We start from the raw sequence: 18880 nt of genomic DNA on the forward strand, positions 1-18880 counted from the left end.
AAGGCGACGGCATTGCGCATTTTTATGCGGCTTTGGCCACCGAAACGAACACCTTCTCTCCGAACTGCATCGACAGGCGCGCCTTCGAAGCGTCGCTCTATGCGCCTCCCGGCAAGCATCCGGAAACGCCGACGCTCTGCACCGCGCCGATCACCGTCGGCCGCCGCATGGCGGCGGAGAAGGGCTGGCAGCTAATCGAGGGAACGGCCGCCTGGGCCGACCCTGCCGGACTGGTGAACCGGCGAACCTATGAGGAGTTGCGCGACGAGATCCTCGGGCAATTGCGTTCGGCGCTCCCCGTCGACGCCGTTGTGCTCGGGCTGCACGGAGCGATGGTCTCCGACGGCTACGAGGACACCGAGGGCGATCTCCTGACGCGCATGCGCGAGATCCTCGGGCCGGACTGCTCATCTGCGTCGAGCTCGACCCGCACAGCCCTCTCACCAAAAAACGCGTCGCAGCCGCCGATTTCTTCGTCTTCTTCAAGGAATTCCCGCACACGGATTTCGTCGATCGCGCCGAAGACCTCTGGCGCATCGCCGTCGACACGCTCGAAGGGCGCGTCCGACCTGTCATGTCGGTGTTCGATTGCCCGATGATCGACGTCTTTCCGACGTCGCGCGAACCGATGCGCAGCTTCGTCGACAAGCTGATGCGGATCGAGCGGGAGGATCCGGACGTCCTGTCGCTGTCGGTCGGGCACGGCTTCATGGCCGGCGACGTCCCGGAAATGGGCACCAAGATGGTTGTCGTGACCGACGGCCGCCCGGAGAAGGGCCAGGCGCTCGCCCGCGAACTCGGCCTCGAACTCTTCGAAAGGCGCGGCACCTTCCGCATGCCGGAAGTCGACGAACGGCAGGCGGTCGCCGCGGCCGTCGCCGCACTCGCCGGCCCGGTGGTGATCGCCGACATGTGGGATAATCCCGGCGGCGGCACGGCGGGCGATGCGACGGTCGTGCTCGAGGAACTGCTCGCGAACAGCGTGACGGATGCGGCGATCGGCACCATCTGGGATCCGATGGCCGTGCAGATCTGCATGGCGGCGGGCGAAGGCGCCGAAATCCCCCTGCGCTTCGGCGCGAAATCGGCCCCTGGCACGGGCCATCCGATCGAGGGCACCGTTAGGGTGGTACGGCTGGTGCGCAATGCCGAAATGCGCTTTGGCGAGAGCTTCGCTCCCTTCGAGGATGCCGCGCATATTCAGTATCGCGGTATCGACATCATTCTCAATTCTACACGCGCCCAGAGCTTTGACCCGAGCCTGTTCTCGGTCATGGGTATCGATCCGAATGCGAAGAAAATTCTGGTGGTCAAATCGACCAACCACTTCTACGCCTCGTTCTCCAAGATCGCGTCGCAGATCCTCTATTGCTCGGCCGGTACGCCCTACCCCAACGATCCGGCGAAAACGCCCTATCGGCGCGCGGCGCGATATCTGGCCGATTGCGAGCGATCCTCATCGGCGCGAACTCCTCAACGCGATATGATGCAACTCCGCAGCCCAAAAGGATACATCCGGACCGGGTGCAGCCCGTAGTCAGGATTTCCTCTATCGTGATGACGGCCTGCGGAAGTGATCGCCGTGGACGGTCGGCCCTGACGAAGTCCTCAGCAGACAAGCGAAGCTGGCGATACCGCCTCTTCCTTAAGCCAGGCCGCAAAGGCCGCGGCGCCGGCGCTGAGCCGACGGTTTTGTGGCATGACGAGCCAATAGGAGACCCTTTCGGACCGGACGGTCTGCGGGAACGCCTGGATCAACCGACCGGCGGCGAGATGATCGCGAACCATGTGCATGCGTCCGATCGCAACGCCCTGGCCGTTCAGGGCCGCCTGGAGCACGATATTGTAGTCTGTGAGCTGCAGCACGCGAGCGCTGCGAATATCGACGCCGGTCTCGCCAAGCCAAAGCTCCCAATCGACCGGGTTCCAGGACCCGAGCAGGGTGTGACGAAGCAAATCCGCCGGTTCGACGAAGCGTGAACCATCGCCAAACAGTGTCGGGCTGGCGACCGGACTCAGCTTTTCATTCATCAACCACTCTGCCTTCACCCCCTCCCAACGGCCGATGCCGAAGCGGATGGCGAGATCGACATCGTCCGATGCGAAGTCCGTCAGGCGTAAAGTCGGCTCGAGTTCGACCTCTATCTTCGGGTGTTTCGACATGAAGCCGGCGAGACGCGACACCAGCCAATTGGCGGCGAAGGAGGGCAGGACGCTGACGCGCACCCGTTGCCGCTCCGCCTGCCGGCGCATCGCCGTGGTCGCATCGGCGATGATCCGGAATGCGTCCATCGTCCTTCCGAGATAGGCCGCCCCCTCTGGTGTCAATTCGATGCTCTTGGCCCGGCGGATGAACAGCCGCACGCCGAGCATGTTCTCGAGTTGTTTAATGTGATGACTGACTGCGCTTTGCGTGATGAGGAGCTCTTCGCCTGCGCGGCGGAAGCTGAGCAATCGGCCGACCGCCTCGAAGGCGCGCAAAGCCTGCAGCGGCGGCAGGGTGGTGGAAGTGCGCATTAGTCCTTCAATTCAAGTCCAGACATTAGTCAGATCGATCACACCATAGCGAAGTTTGAATTGGAAGCAATCGGACCCGCTGTGCATCCTCCCGATAGTTTCAAGGGAGACCGTCATGTCAGAAACCATCGCATCCAAACTTGCCGCGCTCGGCCATCGATTGCCGGAAGCATCAGCGCCAGCGGCGAACTACGTTTCCTCCGTCCGTGCCGGTAACCTTCTGGTCGTCTCCGGCCAAATCAGCGTCAGGAACGGCGAAGTCCTCACCGGGGTGCTGGGGACCGGGGTTTCCATTGAGGAAGGCAGACTGGCTGCCGAATGCGCAGCGATCAATGTCTTGTCGCAGATCGCCGTTGCGACCGATGGTTCGTTGGCGGCCGTCCAACGCATCGTTCGGCTCGGCGTCTTCATCGCCTCATCTAAGGACTTTACAGAACAGTCCCGGGTTGCCAATGGCGCTTCGGACCTGTTCGTCGGTGTGTTTGGTGAAGCTGGCCGGCATGCGCGTGCCGCCGTGGGCGTGGCTGCACTGCCGGCCGGCGCAATTGTCGAAATCGATGCACTGGTGGAACTGGAGCCGGCCGCATGAGCGATGCACTGGACGTGGAGCAACTTCGATCCGAGACGCCGGGCTGTTCGACCGGCATGCATTTCAATCACTCCGGTGCTTCGCTGCCCTCCCAATCGACACTAACAGCGATATGGGACTATCTCAGAAGGGAAGCGGCCGACGGTCCCATGGAGGCGGCACACGAAGCAAGCGCACGTCTTGAGGAGGCGCGAGCCGACGCGGCGTCATTGATCGGCGCTAGGCCGAGCGAGATCGCGTTCCTTGGCAGCGGCTCGACTGCCTGGGGCGCAGCGTTTGCAGCCTTGCCACCCTTGGCCGCTGGCGACCGCATCCTTGTGGGACGCCACGAATGGGGCGGCAATCTTGCCACCATGCAGGCAGCTGCGGCGCGCACCGGAGCGCGTATTGAGATCATTCCGGGGCAAGAGGACGGGAGCATCGATGCCTCCGCTCTCGCGTCGATGATCGATGAGCGCGTGCGTCTCGTGTCGCTCACATGGCTGCCCGCGAATGGTGGCTTGATCAACGATGCGGCTGCCGTCGGACGCGTGACCAAGGCGGCCGGCATTCCCTATTTCATCGACGCTGGCCAGGCCCTCGGCCAAATCCCGATCGACGTCGCCGCGCTTGGATGCGACGTGTTGAAGGCGGCGGGCCGAAAATTTCTCCGGGGCCCGCGCGGCACGGCGATCCTTTATGTCAGGCAGGAATTCCTGCCACGGCTGACGCCGCGCTACCTCGACGTGCTCTCCGGACCGATCGTCAAAGGGGTCGTCCAGATCCGTAGCGACGCACGCCGGTTCGAAGCGGGCGAGATTTCGCCGGCACTTTTCCTCGGGCTTGGCGCGGCCATACGCCAGGCAAGGTTGGTCGGCATCGGTGCGATCCGCCAGAGGATCGGCACGCTCGCGAACGGTCTGCGCGACAGTCTGCGCAGCATCCCGAATGTGACGGTGCGCGACCTCGGTACGGAATTCTCCGGCATCGTGTCATTCACCGTAAAGGGCTTTCCGGCGACCGAAGTGCGCACGGCCTTGGCCGAAAGGCAAATCACGATCGGCGCGAATGGTGTTCCCTACACACCGCTCGACATGACCGTGCGTGGACTCGACCAGATCGCGCGGGCTTCGGTAAGCTATGTCAACACCGTGTCGGAGGTTGCCCATCTCTCGCAGGCAGTCGCCGATATCGCGCGGCGAGCATGAGCCCGCCCCCTTCTTCGGGCAGGCTGCCAAACAGGTAGTAAAGACAGAATAGTCGGAGCATGTGATGGACTTGGGTATCAAAGGCAAACGGGCGCTGGTTTGCGCTGGTTCGAAGGGGCTGGGCCGGGGCGTCGCCGAAAAACTCGCCGAGGCGGGCGTCATCCTGACGCTCAATGCCCGCGAGCCGAAACAGCTTCGCGAGACGGCGCGCGCCATCAGCAAGGACTATGGCGTGGAGGTGGAAATCGTCGCCGCCGACGTCACGACGGAGGAAGGTCGCAATGCGCTCCTGCGGGCGGAGCCACGGCCGGATATCCTCGTCACCAATGCAAGCGGGCCGCCGCCGGGCGACTGGTCGAGCGTGACGGAAGACAATTGGCTGGAGGCGATCAGGGCCAATATGCTGGCGCCAATCCTGCTCATGAAGGCCGTCATTCCGGGCATGATCGACCGGAAATGGGGCCGCATTGTCAACATCACCTCGGCCTCGGTCAAGTCGCCGATCCCGGAACTCTGTCTCTCCAACGGCGCGCGCACCGGGCTCACCGGCTTCGTTGCCGGCACGGCCCGTCAGGTCGCCCGCCACGGCGTCATCATCAACAACCTGCTGCCCGGGGCGCATGAGACCGAGCGTTTGGAAAAATTGCTAACAAAATCCGCCAAGGCACGCGGCATTTCGCTCGAAGAGGCTCGCGCCGAGGAATATGCGCAGAATCCGACCGGGCGCGTCGGCACGCCGAGCGAGTTCGGCGCCGCCGCGGCATTCCTGTGCAGCCAGTATGCCGGCTATATCGTCGGCCAGAACCTCCTGCTCGACGGCGGCGCGCTCAATTCGACGCTCTGAGTTCGCCGGCTCTCATGGCTCAATCGACGATCCGCCGGACCATGATGATGTCGTCGACTTCCCGGCCGTTGCGGATGCAGCCGCCGGGAATGCGGCCGACCGCCTCGAACCGCTCGCGGCGGTAGAAGGCGATTGCCGCCGCGTTTTCGGCGCTGACCGACAGCTCCAATTGCCGGATGCCTTCATTCCGCGCGCGGTCAGTCACCGCTGCGAGCAGCAGCCCTGCGGCGCCGCTGCCGCGCGAGCTCCGATGCACGTAGACCATGACGACGGTGGCGCGGTGCGCCATTTTGCTGGCGCTCTGCCGTAGCAGGCCCATGATGCCCACCGGATCGTCGTCGCGGAAGGCGACGAAGACGGGATTGTCGGTCAGCCGCCGGCGCCATTCGCCCTTCGGAAGCTTTTCCCAATCCTCCGCACTGCTGGCAAAGGAATCCGGCTCGGTGCGCAACGCCTCGAGCCGAATGCGCCGGAAGGTCTCGATATCGCCCGGGCCGAGCAATCGTATCGCTACGGTCACGCTCAGGCCGCCGGGTCGAAGAGCGCCAGATCGATGTCGGTCATCTCGACCCGACGTTCGAAGGCCACGCCGTTTTCGTCGAACAGGTGGCAGTCGGCGGCGCGGATGCCGGTCGTCACCTGTTCTTCCGTCCGGATGACGGCGGTACCCGGCAGCATGGCGCAATAGTTCTCGCCCTCGCCGCCGAGCGAGGCGTAGGCAACCGTGTGTGCGCCCAGGCGCTCGATGACCGACGGGTTGATCGCCAGCGTCAGGTCGGCGGAGCCCGTTTGGATGTGCTCCGGCCGCACGCCGAGCGTCACAGAACGGCCAATCATGCCGCTGCGGGGCGTAACCGGTATGACCGCCTGCTGCCCTCTGTAGTCAATTTCGACGCCTTCCTCGCGCAGGCCGCTGCAGGTGACCGGCAGAAAATTCTTTGGATGGCCGATGAAGCCGGCGACGAAGATGTTGGCCGGCTTATGGTAGAGCTCGAGCGGCGCGCCCGTCTGGGCGATCTCACCGACATTCAGCACGACGATCCGGTCCGCCATCGTCATCGCCTCGATCTGGTCGTGGGTGACGTAGATCATCGTTGCCTTCAGTTGCCGGTGAAGTTTCGCAAGCTCGATGCGCATGTCGGCCCTCAGCGCCGCGTCGAGGTTCGAGAGCGGTTCGTCGAAGAGGAAGATCTTCGGCTCACGCACGATCGCCCGGCCGATCGCCACGCGCTGACGCTGCGAAAGCATGCCCGGCTTCTGCTGCAGCCGCTGGTCGAGATGGAGGATGCGCGCCGCATGCTCGACCTTCGCCTTGAGCTTCTCCTCCCCCATCTTCTCGACGCGCAGTGGAAGGCGATGTTCTCGAACACGGTCATGTGCGGATAGAGCGCATAGGACTGGAAGACCATTGCGATGCCGCGCTTGACGGGCGGCAGGTCGTTGACCCGCTTGCCGTCGATGACAATGTCGCCGGCCGTCGTCTCGTCGAGGCCGGCGATCATTCGCAGCAGCGTGGACTTGCCGCGGCCGGAGGGGCCGACGAAGACCACGAATTCGCCGTTCTTCACCTCGAGTTCGATGCTCTTCAGCACCTCGTATGTGCCGTAGAATTTCTGAACCTTGTTGAGATTGAGCTGTCCCAAGCCACTGTCTCCGACCGGCGGCGAAGCCGGCTTATCCGCGAATTGGAGAGACCGCGGGAACTAGAGCCCGCGGTCTCTTCGGGCTTACTTGTACTGTTCGAGATCGGCAGCGGCCTTTTTCAAGGCATCGGCCGGCTCCGCCTTGCTTGCCGGTGACAACGGATTGGACCATCTCGATCATGGTGTTCTGGAAGCCTTTGTAGTCCTTGAAGAGCGGCTCCGGACCGCCATAGGCGATCCCGTCGATCAAAGACTTCCAGGATGCATCGGCCCTGACGAATTCATCGACCTTTGGCGACGGGCGCAGCGGCGTCAGTCCCGCGCCGCCCTGCAGTTCATACTCGCCCTGCGGACCGGGAGAGGTGATAAACTTAGCGAATTCGATCGCCTTTTCCTCGACGCCAGTATCCTTGAATATCGCCAGGCTGTCGGTGATCAGGAGCGTGCCCTTGGCCGAGGGGCCGAGCGGCAGCGGCGCAATGCCCCAGTTGATCGTCGTTTCTTTCAGCCGCGCAGCGGCGCCGGAGCCGGCCTGGATCATGCCGACCTTGCCGTCGAGGAAGATGGCGCGGATTTCGTTTTGCTCGTAAGCGGTCGCCCCTTCCACAGAATAGGCCGTGATGTCCTTGTAGGCCTGCAGGACCGCCAGCACTTCCGGGCTGTCGATGCTTGTCATCGTCGATAACCTTGCCGTTGTTGGTGTAAACCCAATGCATGAATTGGTGCATCGTGTTGTATTTTGATGTCGGAAACGTGCATTGGCAGGTGCAATTCCCTCGCGAACGGCGCCTTCAGCTTTTCGAGATAAGGTGTGCCACGATCGCCTATCTGGAGCGGTTTGCAGCCAATGATTGACCTCAGGGAAATCGGATGAGCCTACGTGTGTGCAGCCATCTCTTCGGCATGCGCTGCGGAGGACGGTGCGAGCGGGATCGGAAACGCTGGTGTCCCTACCAGATCGGGCTATCCGAGATGCTATCGTCTATGTCACCTCGGCCCCATGAGGATATCGACTGGCTTTTCAGCCGGCACGCAGAGTTCGGCATCAACTATGACCCGCTGCAATCCGAAGCGGTTCCGGAGGTCACGACAACAGCGAATGACCGGCGTTACGATCCGATGCGTACCGTCCTATTCGGCACTCGCGGCAGACGGCGAGCGCGCCTCGGCACTTGTGATTGCGGAGACGGGAAGCAAGGGGCCTTCAACGAGGCGTCTGTTCGATCATACTTCGGGGCCAGATCGATGCCTCAGACGTTGACCGGGACGGGCGTCCGCAGAAGCGACGAGGGTCTGTCAGTTACGGGTTAACTGACGGACCGAAGCAAACGCTTCACGGCTGTACCGGCGTCCAGGCCGTGTACGCGTTCGGAAAGACACTGATTTCGTCCTCAGCACGAAGTCTCACGCTTCGCATGTTCGGCGCGGGCCCGGCACGGCAACTCGATTTTGCCTCGCCATATCCCGATGCCGCGAGCAGGGGCGAACTCCTGGAAGTCGCGATAAGCACCCTTGCTATATCGTCCCCAATCCACAGCGTTACCGTTCTCGACAAGCCAGCGGTTGACTTCACGGCCGTCGGCGCGGAAGCGCACAGCGACGAACCGTTGGTACCGATCCCGCTTGACGAATTCGCAAGGCCGCGGCGTCGATGAACTGGTCGGGCGCGAAGGCAGCCTCCTTGCCGCACCGGTAGATACTGCCGTCACCGCCCTCGCAGGTCTGCTTTCCGGAGCATCCACTCCGTGCAGGCGGATGCGCTCGCCGCTGATCTCGATGGTATCGCCGTCGATGTCCAGCTAAATGCCCTCGGGGCACTCCACGGGACCGCCTTTACAATTCCGTAAATGCGCCGCTAAAGGATAGGTCGCCGCAAGTCCTCGGCTCTCGACGAACTGAACAGCGTAGGCCATCGTCTCCGGTGCTATCGTCAGTCTCGTATCGTCGAGGTCGTCTGCCTTCTCGGAAAGATATCTGTCGATCATCGTCGAGAGGTCCATAGGCGAGACCTCTTCCCGTCCGCGAAAGAGCTCCGTGTCGAGCCGCGTCATCGTCGTCGTGTCACCGCTCCCACCTGGCAGCACGCCAACTGACGGAGCGCCAGAAAAAAAGGCGTCCTTTAGGCCTTCTTTCTCTAAGATTCCGATGAAGGACGCAATCGAGCGAATTCGCACCTGAACCGGTTCCTGGTGAGGATTACCATCATTTTCGACCATCTCTTCCTCCCTAGAATGAGATCAATGAATTGTTGAGGATAACGGCTCCGGGCTCTCTGCCGATGTTAAATCGCAAGATGCTGTTATCTATAGCCTCGTCTGCGGCTCGCTGTTCTATAGTGGGTGCCGGCCTTTCGCGGCGGAAGACCGGTCTAGGGGCGGGCGCTAGGAACCTTTCGATCTCCGCCTTGGTGGGGATCGTGTCATTGGCCGCGAAGGCGACAATCACCTGGTGAATATCGGCCCGGGAAGACGTCAGCCCGTAACCGCCTCCTGTCGTCGTACTTCCGACAACCGGAGTGATCGCAATCGTCGGATCGATCGTCCCCTTCAGAGTTGTTGTGAAAGTGATATTGGACACGAACGTCGGTGGCCCCTTCGGGTTCGTTGGGGGAGCCGCCAGTTCGGCGAAACTGTTCAACGATAAGAAGTCCTGAAGCTGCTCCGCTAGACCAATGCGTCCGGTAATCGGGTAGACATAGTTCGCCACGTGGACCTTTGAGTTTTCGCAATATTCCTCCGACACCTCCCGGAAGAGGCCGCCAAAGGTGTCAGACTGACGAAACGATTGAATGTTTTGGCGGGAGCGATCAAGCCGTGCCGTGAAAGGCCAATTTCTGTTGCCCGAAGTGAAAGTGTCGACCGCAGTCACGTCGCCATCGATATTCGCTGTGATTGTGCCGTTGAAGCTGAAGTCGTACACAACGGCGTATTCCTTGAAGCTGGCGATCAGGCGCTTGAGTTCTGGATTTAATCCTCGCAGATCGATGTTGGAAAGTTTGTTTTTTCGGTCCGCCAACGTCCAACCAATATCGTTGGCGACCTTGTCGCCTTTCAGCTTCACAAGGTAGCCAGCCAACTGGCCGCGAATAGCATCTCGCATTTCACAGCGGATTTGCTGAACCACAACCGGCGTAGATATACCGGTAACGTCCTCCTGTTCCGGCACGATTACACAAGAGCTAAGTAATCCAATTAACGGCAATATGCCGTGCTTTGTCCTAATCCCCAATGCCACCCCCCGACAGCAAAACGGCACGATACTACGGACTGCGACAACTTTGAAGGGAGAGCTCCGTTGGCGTCGCTTTCACGGGGATGGCAGCACAAGGCTCCCATCGCGCGCGGACAGCGCCGACTTTCCGGCCGCATCTCGTGAGGGACCTGGGCGCTGACGTCGATCTGCGCGTGTTGCCTGCTTCCAATTTGTCCTCGAGATGAAGGCGGCAATACGGTCCCCACGTCGACGTAGTTAAGGGGATCCTCGTAGCAGTATGGCGCTGGTCAGGTGACGGTAAAGCTTCCGGTGGTGATGTACAAAATGGTCTGTTTCTCGATCCTTTTGCGGTAGAGGCGCCTCTGACGGTAGCGGCGGGTTGCGGTGCGGAGCCATTTCGGCTGCGCAGCACCGCTTCACGTCGCGGGGTGATGGTCTGAGCCAATTCGGCAGGTGTCATCCAGCCGATGCCCGAGTGCGGCCGGTGATCATTGTAATCCATGCGCCAGCTTGAAAGAGCTGATCGAGTGTGAGGCATTGACGAGAAGAGTGTCTCGTTCAATAGCTCGTCGCGGAGCCGTCCGTTGAAGCTTTCGATGAATGCGTTCTGGACCGGCTTGCCTGGGCAATGTAATGCCAATCCACCTTGGTTGGGTCCGTCCATTGCAAAATCGCGTTGCTGGTGAATTCGCTGCCGTTGTCGCTGACGATCATCCTGGGCTTGCCACGTTCCTCGATGATCCGATCCAGCTCACGGGCGACCCGCAGGCCGGAGAGCGACGTGTCGGCGACGAGAGCCAAGCATTCCCTGGTGCAATCGTCGACGACCGTCAGAATCCGGAACCTGCGGCCATCGGTGAGTTGATCCGACACGAAATCCAGCGACCAACGGTCATTGGCTGCCATCGGGATCAGCATCGGTGCTCGGGTGCCTATCGCTCGCTTCCGGCCGCCACGCTTGCGCACCGTCAGCTTCTCCTCCCGATAGAGCCGGAAGAGCTTCTTGTGGTTCACAAGGTGTCCCTCGCGCCTGAGCAGCACATGAAGGCGTCGATATCCGAAGCGGCGGCGTTCATGTGCCAGCGCCTTCATTCGCTCGCGAAGGCCATGATCGTCGTCGCGTCTGGTTTCGTAACGGATCGTCATGCGGCAAAAGCCGATGGCTTTACACGCCCACCGTTCGCTCATCCGATGTTGGTTCATCAGATGCGCGACAGCTCTCCGCTTTGCTGCGGGCGTCACCACTAATGGGATGGTCCGCCTCGTCCTCCCGCCTCATCATGAGGCGGCCAAACCAATGGAGGAAGCAATGGCTCATCGCAATCTGCCGCGGCCGGCCGCGGTCTATGGCATTGATATCGGCAAGAATGTCTTCCACGTCGTTGGACTGAGCGCCGACGGTACACCCGTTCAAAAGGTGCGCTTTCGGCGCGACACCCTTCTCCAGTTCTTTGCCCGGGCAGACCCGAGCATTGTTGGCATGGAATCCTGCGCGGGGTCGCAGTGGCTTGCCCGCAGGATACAGGCGCTCGGGCACAAGGTTCGGCTGATCCCCGCGCAATTTGTCAAGCCGTACGTCAAGTCGAACAAAAACGACATCATCGACGCTGAAGCGATTGCCGAGGCGACGACGCGGCCGACAATGCGCTTCGTCACGGCGAAGGCAACCGATCAGGTCGACCTCCAGGCGCTGCACCGGATCCGCGATCAGATGGTCGGCTCGAGGACGCGCTTGATCAATCAGATGCGCGCCTTCTGCCTGGAATATGGCGTCGCTTTGCGGCAGGGAGCGGGGTTGTTCAAACTTGATCTACCCCAGGCTCTGAATGACCCAGAGAATGATCTGTCACCGGCAATGCGTCGGCTGCTGGGTGATTTACACGCCGATCTCCTGCGCCTCGAAGAGCGCATCCGCCAAGTCACCAAAGAGATTGAGGCAATAGCCGATCGGGAAGACGTTACGCGCCGCCTGATGACAATCCCTGGGATCGGCGCGTTGGGCGCTACAGCATTGCTGGCCGCCGTCGGCGATGGGCTGCAGTTCCGCAAAGCCCGAGATCTAGCGGCGTGGTTGGGATTGGTGCCGAGACAATATTCGACTGGAGGAAAGCAAACGCTGCTGGGGATCAGCAAGCGCGGCAATCGATATGTCCGCAAGCTTCTGGTGCATGGCGCACGGTCGTGCCTCCGACATCTCGACCGGACGCGCGATCGGTTGGGCAACTGGCTCAACGGCCTTGAAGCCCGGATGCATCCCAACAAAGCCGTCGTTGCACTCGCGGCCAAGATGGCACGCATCGTCTGGGCCGTTCTAAAACGATTGCGCTTCATTCCCTGGTCCTCTCAATGGGCCAGAGCTTACTTCAAAATGGATTATTTCAACGTGTCTCCTGTACCGCGCGCCAATGGCGGTGGGTGTGATTTGAATCGAATGTGAGCAAAACGGCGATCCCTCTCGGGTTCAGCGACCTATTCGAAACGGGAGACGGGCTACGGACATAGTGGACACCCGTTGTAACCTGCATCTTGCTGGCCTATCATTGAAGTTTGAGCAGGATCGCGGCGATCACCATCTGGGTTTGATCCCCCTCCGCACTTCATACCGGCTTACGTAACGACTCGGGAATGAGGCAGAGTCGAGCACTGAACTCATGGGCACTTCCGAGAGCGAAGTCATAGTATGTACTGGACGTAGCTTGCGACTCTGGTGAAGCACAGCCATGCCTTTTAGCGGCCGTGATCTCCTCCCAGATCGCCATGATAATCTTCTTGAACGAGAGCGAACACCATTCCGGAGGTTACCGAGAATTCGGCGCGGCATTTCGCCTCCGAGCATCGGAAACACGTCAGCGGACGCTGTACGGCTCCAGGCAACCACAGCGAGGGCAATCTGGCTTGCCGCTGTTATCGTGGCGAGAAAGCGCCGATGGCGCGATTTATCCTATCGTGAGAATAAGTATCGTTCGTAGGCAACTTTAGTAACCGGTGAAAGGTTGAAGCACGTTTTCGCAATTTTTAGGGCTGCGATTACAACCCGGTCGGCCGGGTTCATCGGCCGTGCGCGAAACGGGGCAGCGACTTAAGCCACCGCCCCGCAAAACGTAGGTGGCTTCGTGGAACTGGCGCTACAGCTCCTGACGCTGTGCAGGTCGTTCTCTCGGTAAAGAGCCCGCCACCTTACGAAAGGTCTAGACATGATCTTCACCCCTTTGTTCCGCACGGGTACCAGCGGAACTTAGAGGCGCGGCATATCAGACGCCCGACAGCCCGAACGCAGCTGACAGGAGGAGATCCTGCTTCAACGGCGCAGCCCTTCGGGTTTCGACCGCAGCTTCTCTGGCACTTCGCCGCCATAGGCCCAGTCGAGCAGCTCCACGGTGTGCAATATCGGGATCGCCGTGCCTGTGGCGATCTGTGTGATGCAACCGATGTTCCCGGCAGCGATGACATCTGCGTTCGTGGCTTCCAGGTTGCCGACCTTTCGCACCTTCAGTTTGCTGGAAATTTCCGGTTGCAAGATATTGTAGGTGCCAGCGGACCCGCAGCACAGATGACCTTCTTTCGGATCCCGCACAGTGAAACCTGCCATGGACAACAACTGCTTCGGGCCGGTGGTGATTTTCTGACCGTGCTGCATCGAACATGCGGAGTGATAAGCGACCGTTATCCCCTTCGATGGAAGCGTCGGGAGTGCGAGGCTGGACAGGTACTCCGTGATGTCGCGAGCAATGGAAGACACCGTGGCCGCCTTCTGGGCGTAGTCCGGATCGAGCTTCAACATGTGCCCGTAGTCCTTGATCGTCGTTCCACAGCCAGAGGCGGTGACGATGATCGCGTCTAGCCCTTCTGTTTCAATCGCGCGGATCCAGACGTCGATGTTCGAGCGGGCGCTGTCGAGCGCCAGGTTTTCACGCCCCATGTGATGGACGAGCGCTCCGCAACATCCCTCCCCGTCAGGCACCACCACCTCGATTCCGAGGCGGGTGAGTAGTCGGATTGCGGCGGCGTTGATGCCGGGTTCCAGGACGGGCTGCGCGCAGCCCGTCAGAATTGCCACCCGACCACGTTTGGTTCCTTGCGCCTGATGAGTTTGCGGTAACGAGTATGGTGATAGTGGTGTGATCCGCCTTGGGGCCAATTCAAGCATCGCGGCGATCGGTTTCAATGCCGGGAAACGTTTAGCAACCATTCGGAACGGCCGGCCTACTCGCGCCAACTTCAGTGCCATGCGCAACCTCTTCGGATGCGGCAGGATTGACACCAGCAGGCCACGGATGACCCTGTCCATCAGCGGCCGACGATAGCTTTTTTCGATGTGGGCGCGCGCGTGATCGATTAGGTGCATATAGTCGACACCGGATGGACAGGTCGTCGCACAGGAGAGGCAGGAGAGACAGCGATCGAGATGGGTGACAACCGACTGGTCGGCGGGCCTGCCGTTCTCGAGCATGTCCTTGATGAGATAGATCCGCCCGCGGGGGCTGTCGAGCTCATTGCCAAGTGTGAGGTACGTCGGACATGTTGCGGTACAGAAACCGCAATGCACGCAACGCCGCAGTATCGACTCGGATTCGGCGGCGGCGGGATCCGCCAGTTGGGAGGCAGTAAAGTTAGTCTGCATCTGCAAGGCTCCGCGAACGCAAGAACGCGTTCTTCTCTTTCAATCGTCTCGATCAAGAAGGCTCTTGGAGCCGCCCATGATAGTTCTCTAAGGCAGCGCTGGTGCTTCCGATCGGGACCATCGTGATCAACGTCATCCCATCTTTCCTGGATTCAGAATTCCGGCCGGATCGAAGCTCTCCTTGATCTTTCGCGAGAGCATGGAGATGCTGGCGCTACTCGGTTCGAACAAAGGCACCGCCCGGCGCGCATCGGCACTGGCTCGCAGCAACGTCGCGTGTCCGCCGAACGCTTTGAGGTGCCCGCGAAGAACATCGGCATGGGGATCGCCTTCAGTTCTCAACCAAATCAGGCCCCCCTGCCAATCGTAGAATGCGTCGACATTCACCGTCTCGCGCAACGCGGCAACCAGACGATGACCAGAACTAGGAGCCACCGATACCCGCCAGAGCGCCCTCGTGGACCCGTCGCAGAACGGCGATACGTCGCGAACCGTTCGCCAAAGCGTGACGCTGCTGTCCGGGTCCAGTCGTTCGGCCGGTCCGAATGCGCTCATCGCTCGTAGTAGTTTCACGGCGCGTTCCTGCACCGACGATGCCGTCCCCTCGAGACGAAGAGCAGTCGTGGCGACGGTGTTCGCTTCTCCATCACAGCCGCCCCCCGCCCTCCCCAGCGGCAAATGCGCAGCCCCGGACACCTCCACTGGCAGCGCCATTGCCGCGGCCATGGCCGATGTTGCTGCTGGCTCCGCGAGACCGGAAATGAGAACGGTCGTCTCAGTCACGGGGCGGGGCAAAACGCGGAACGTCACCTCGGTCAGCAGGCCCAGCGTACCGTGCGATCCCGCCACCAGCTTCGTCACGTCAAGTCCAGTGACGTTCTTCATCACCCTTCCGCCTGCCCTGACGATCTGTCCCCTCCCATTGACGAAACGCGCGCCGAGGAGACTATCTCTCGCCGCCCCGGCGACGATCCGCCGTGGCCCCGATACGTTAGCGGCGAACACTCCGCCGATCGTCGGCGCACCGATGGTCCCCATTAGGGCCCTGTGGTCCATGGGTTCGAAAGCCAACATCTGGTTCTTGGCCGCAAGCACCTCTTCGACGACCGCCACCGGCGTACCAGAGCGCGCGGTCATGACCATCTCGTGCGGGGTGTACGCGACGATGCCAGCAAGTTCGCTCGATTGAAGCCGTGCTTCGGCGGCGACGGGATTGCCGTAGCCGCTGCGGGTGCCATTCCCGCAGATGACCAACGGTTCGCGGCGCGCGGCATGCACGGCGATGATTGCCGAGGCCTCTTCCTCGGTTTTCGGCGCGAAGCTCTTCATGCGGCACCGCGCCCGTCGAGCGGAAAGACCTTCGAGGGGTTCAAAATCCAGTCGGGATCAAACGCGGCGCGCACGGCCATCATCTGTTCAAGGTCAACTGCCCCGTACTGATGCCGCATGAGATCCCGCTTTTCGATGCCCACGCCGTGCTCTCCGGTAAGGCAGCCCCCCACATCGACGCAGAGCTTTAGGATGTCGTTTCCGGCAGCCTCCGCTTTCGCGGCCTCCACGGCATCGTTTGCGTTGAAAAGGATCAGCGGATGCATGTTCCCGTCGCCAGCATGGAAGACGTTGGCGACACGCAGGCCGTAGCTCGCGACAATCTCGCCAGTTCGGCGCAGGACATTCGAAAGTTCGCTGAGGGGCACTGTGCCATCCATGCAGATATAGTCGGCGACGCGCCCGGTCGCGCCAAAGGCGGATTTTCGCCCTTTCCAAATGAGAGCCGCCTGCTGTGCCGACTGGCATTCTCGAACGACCTTAACGTCATGCCTGCGCGCGATTTCGACGATATCCGCCAGCGTCGCACTCATCTCCGCCTCGGAACCTTCGACCTCGACGATGAGCAGCGCATCGACGTCGAGCGGGTAGCCAGCTTGCGCGAATGCTTCGCAGATTTCGATCGCCTGTTTGTCCATGAATTCCATAGCAACGGGAATGACGCCGCCGCCGATGACATCTGCTACGCACGCGCCAGCTGCCTCAGAAGAACTAAATCCGAAGAGCACCGGACGCGCGCCTTCGGCCTTGGCTATCAATCGCACGGTAGCCTCGGTGACGATTCCGAGTTGGCCCTCCGAACCGCAGATAATCCCAAGAAGATCGTAGCCGGCGGGATCGAGTGCTTTACCGCCAACGTCGATTATCGTTCCGTCGAACAGCACCATTTTTACCCCGAGCAGATTATTGGTCGTCACTCCATATTTCAGGCAGTGGGCGCCGCCCGAATTCATGCCGATGTTGCCGCCAATAGTGCATGCAAGCTGAGAGCTCGGATCTGGCGCATAGAAGAAACCAGCGCCAGATACCGCTTCCGAAACGCTGAGGTTTGTTGCGCCCGCTTGAACCGTTGCCGTCCGATTGACCAAATCGATATCAAGAACGCGTGCCATCTTCGAAAGTCCGATGACAACCGCGTCCTCCTGCGGAATCGCGCCGCCGCAGAGCGAAGTGCCCGCCCCGCGTGGGACCACCGGAACCCCATTCCGGCTGCAGTATCTGAGAACGTCCGCGACCTGTTCGGTCGTCTCCGGTAGTGCGACGGCCAACGGCATCCGCCGGTACGCGACAAAGGCATCCGTTTCGAAGGGCTTGAGACCGCGTTCGTCACTGATGAGGGCGTCCTTCGGTAGGAACGAGGCAAGGTCCGCAACAATCTCGCGTCGGCGGGCGAGAACAGCAGGGCGCGGTTCCAAGAAAAGTATCTCTGAGTCCATATCGCTTCCGTTACTCCCGACTGTTGAGGTTCGACCTGGCCGGCAATGGCCCCTGGAGCTCAGCTCGCTTCGGGCCCGCGCAGGCTGGCAAGAAAATGGTCGATCCCGGACTGTGCGCAATCGCTGTCCTGGGCGGGCGTCCCGGAACTGACGCCGATGGCGCCGACGACGTCGCCGTCCACCACGACGGGAATCCCACCGGCCACCACCATGAGCCGCCCACCGATTGCGGAATTGATGCCGAAAGCCGGTTTGCCGGGCTGACTTGCCTCCCAGTAACTTTCGGTCGTGCGCTTGGCGCCTGCGGCAGTGAATGCCTTATCCTGCGCGATGATCGTGCTGGTCACCTTCCCGCCGTCCATACGTTCGAACGCGATGAGCTGCCCCGACTCGTCCGTCACCGCGATGCACATTGGCACCGCGATTTCGCGAGCACGTTCACGGGCGCCCTCGATGAGTATGCGGGCGTCGGGCAGACTTAACCTTCTGATCGTCAACAAAGCTGTAGCTCCTCTGGATTTCATCGATGCGCGACAAGCGCCAAGGTTTCTTCGCCCGGGCGGTCCGCAAGGAATGCCAGGGCTGCGGCCCCGACCAGCCCGGAGTTTTGTCCAAGCGCAGCACGAACGACGCTCACGTCCTTGAAGGCCGGCATCGCCCAGCGGGCGACGTATTCCTGAATGCCAGGGCGGAGACGGTCGAACTCATGGGAGAGACCTCCTCCCATGATCACCACGTCCGGACTAAAAATGTGGATCAGACTTACAAAGCCGCGTCCGAGGATTTCGGCCTCCTCGTCGATTAGAAGGTTGGCGAGGAAGTCCCCTCCTCTTCCAGCCGCGAACACATCTCGGCTGTGGATCGCGGTTCCATTTTTGCCGAGTCTAGTCTCGTGGCTATCTGCCGCACGGGCGCGAGCCCGCTTGGTGAACGCGGTTCCGGAGCCGTAGGCCTCGAAGCACCCCTTGTTGCCGCAGGGGCAAATCTCACCATTCGGCATGACCGACATGTGGCCCACGTGGGCGGCCATGCCCTTCCTGCCGCGAAGCACTCGTCCATCAGCGATGATCCCGCCGCCAATGCCCGTGCTGACGGTGACATACACCAGGTTTGCCAGGCCCCGCCCAGCCCCAAACTGCCATTCGCCGATTGCGGCTGCGATCCCGTCATTCTCCAGGCAGACCGGAGACGCGAACTGGCGCTGAAGTTCGGCCTTCAGGGGAAAATCCGCAAATCCGGAAAGCGTTGGGATATTCCTGGCAACGCCACTCACAGTGTCGATTGGACCGGGCGTGGAGACGCCGATGCCTACGACCGTGGCCGGCTTGGATGTTGCCAATAGGCGCTCGACCAGTGCACGGATTTGGGAAAGGACCCGTAGAGGACCGGCGTGGGCCTCGGTCGGCTCCTCCATGCGCGCGACGATATTGCCCCGCTCATCGACGAGAGCTGCGCGGACCTGCGTTCCTCCCAAATCTATCCCAATGGCGATCTGATGCAT

General features: G+C 61.2%; 12 protein-coding genes and 6 pseudogenes. 5 read left to right on the top strand and 13 right to left on the bottom strand.

The genetic code is table 11. The features are described from left to right. Positions 1-11: 11 nt before the first annotated feature. Positions 12-1487: pseudogene (locus tag ASD03_RS19790) on the top strand (M81 family metallopeptidase). 121 nt (positions 1488-1608) lie between these two features. On the opposite strand, the gene gcvA reads toward ASD03_RS19790, so the two are convergent. Further along, positions 1609-2517, bottom strand: coding sequence for a transcriptional regulator GcvA (gene gcvA, locus ASD03_RS19795; RefSeq protein ID WP_057215438.1), 909 nt, complete (start codon positions 2515-2517; stop codon positions 1609-1611). 115 nt (positions 2518-2632) lie between these two features. Here gcvA and ASD03_RS19800 point away from each other — a divergent pair, with 115 nt between their 5' ends. From ASD03_RS19800 to ASD03_RS19810, 3 genes are all read left to right on the top strand, one after another. Continuing rightward, positions 2633-3106 (top strand): RidA family protein, encoded by a 474-nt coding sequence (locus tag ASD03_RS19800; protein ID WP_057215443.1) that lies wholly within the window; start codon positions 2633-2635, stop codon positions 3104-3106. Further along, positions 3103-4293 carry an aminotransferase class V-fold PLP-dependent enzyme gene (locus ASD03_RS19805; protein WP_057215445.1) on the top strand — a complete coding sequence of 397 codons (1191 nt, stop codon included), beginning with the start codon at positions 3103-3105 and terminating at the stop codon, positions 4291-4293. Before ASD03_RS19800 ends, ASD03_RS19805 begins: the two co-directional genes overlap by 4 nt. Positions 4294-4357: 64 nt before the next feature. After that, entirely contained in the window at positions 4358-5137 is a 780-nt protein-coding gene (locus ASD03_RS19810) for an SDR family oxidoreductase (protein WP_057215448.1), read from the top strand. A 19-nt stretch (positions 5138-5156) separates the two neighbouring features. On the opposite strand, the gene ASD03_RS19815 is transcribed toward ASD03_RS19810, so the two are convergent. The 7 genes and pseudogenes from ASD03_RS19815 to ASD03_RS19850 form a co-directional block, all read right to left on the bottom strand. After that, a complete protein-coding gene (locus ASD03_RS19815; protein ID WP_057215451.1) occupies positions 5157-5657 on the bottom strand; it encodes a GNAT family N-acetyltransferase in 501 nt (166 codons plus the stop codon). Positions 5658-5659: 2 nt separating this feature from the next. Next, positions 5660-6780 (bottom strand): annotated as a pseudogene (locus tag ASD03_RS41325) (ATP-binding cassette domain-containing protein). Positions 6781-6864: 84 nt separating this feature from the next. Beyond that, positions 6865-7517: pseudogene (locus ASD03_RS19825) on the bottom strand (extracellular solute-binding protein); the annotation flags it as partial. A gap of 654 nt (positions 7518-8171) precedes the next feature. Then, positions 8172-8579, bottom strand: a pseudogene (locus tag ASD03_RS37945) (thermonuclease family protein). Continuing rightward, entirely contained in the window at positions 8580-8996 is a 417-nt protein-coding gene (locus ASD03_RS19840) for a hypothetical protein (protein ID WP_057215462.1), read from the bottom strand. Between the two features lie 10 nt (positions 8997-9006). Beyond that, positions 9007-9945 carry a hypothetical protein gene (locus ASD03_RS19845; RefSeq protein WP_156408013.1) on the bottom strand — a complete coding sequence of 313 codons (939 nt, stop codon included), beginning with the start codon at positions 9943-9945 and terminating at the stop codon, positions 9007-9009. A gap of 418 nt (positions 9946-10363) precedes the next feature. Continuing rightward, positions 10364-11238 (bottom strand): annotated as a pseudogene (locus ASD03_RS19850) (IS3 family transposase); the annotation flags it as partial. Between the two features lie 64 nt (positions 11239-11302). On the opposite strand from ASD03_RS19850, the pseudogene ASD03_RS19855 reads away from it, so the two are divergent. Beyond that, positions 11303-12310: pseudogene (locus tag ASD03_RS19855) on the top strand (IS110 family transposase); the annotation flags it as partial. A 981-nt stretch (positions 12311-13291) separates the two neighbouring features. On the opposite strand, the gene glcF reads toward ASD03_RS19855, so the two are convergent. The 5 genes from glcF to ASD03_RS19880 all read right to left on the bottom strand — a co-directional run bounded on the left by glcF (position 13292) and on the right by ASD03_RS19880 (position 18880). Continuing rightward, positions 13292-14614, bottom strand: a complete 1323-nt coding sequence (gene glcF, locus ASD03_RS19860) for a glycolate oxidase subunit GlcF (protein WP_057215468.1) — start codon at positions 14612-14614, stop codon at positions 13292-13294. 132 nt (positions 14615-14746) lie between these two features. Beyond that, complete coding sequence (gene glcE, locus ASD03_RS19865; RefSeq protein ID WP_057215471.1) at positions 14747-15943, bottom strand: glycolate oxidase subunit GlcE; 1197 nt, start codon at positions 15941-15943, stop codon at positions 14747-14749. Beyond that, positions 15940-17379: an FAD-linked oxidase C-terminal domain-containing protein gene (locus ASD03_RS19870; protein ID WP_057215474.1), complete on the bottom strand. Its 1440-nt coding sequence runs from the start codon at positions 17377-17379 to the stop codon at positions 15940-15942. Before ASD03_RS19870 ends, glcE begins: the two co-directional genes overlap by 4 nt. A 59-nt stretch (positions 17380-17438) precedes the next feature. Further along, complete coding sequence (locus tag ASD03_RS19875) at positions 17439-17879, bottom strand: heme-binding protein (protein WP_057215477.1); 441 nt, start codon at positions 17877-17879, stop codon at positions 17439-17441. 20 nt (positions 17880-17899) lie between these two features. Beyond that, on the bottom strand, positions 17900-18880 hold the full coding sequence (locus tag ASD03_RS19880; protein ID WP_057215479.1) for an ROK family protein: 981 nt from the start codon (positions 18878-18880) through the stop codon (positions 17900-17902).

Origin of the sequence: Ensifer sp. Root127 (assembly GCF_001425225.1) — a bacterium.
Lineage (GTDB): Bacteria > Pseudomonadota > Alphaproteobacteria > Rhizobiales > Rhizobiaceae > Ensifer > Ensifer canadensis.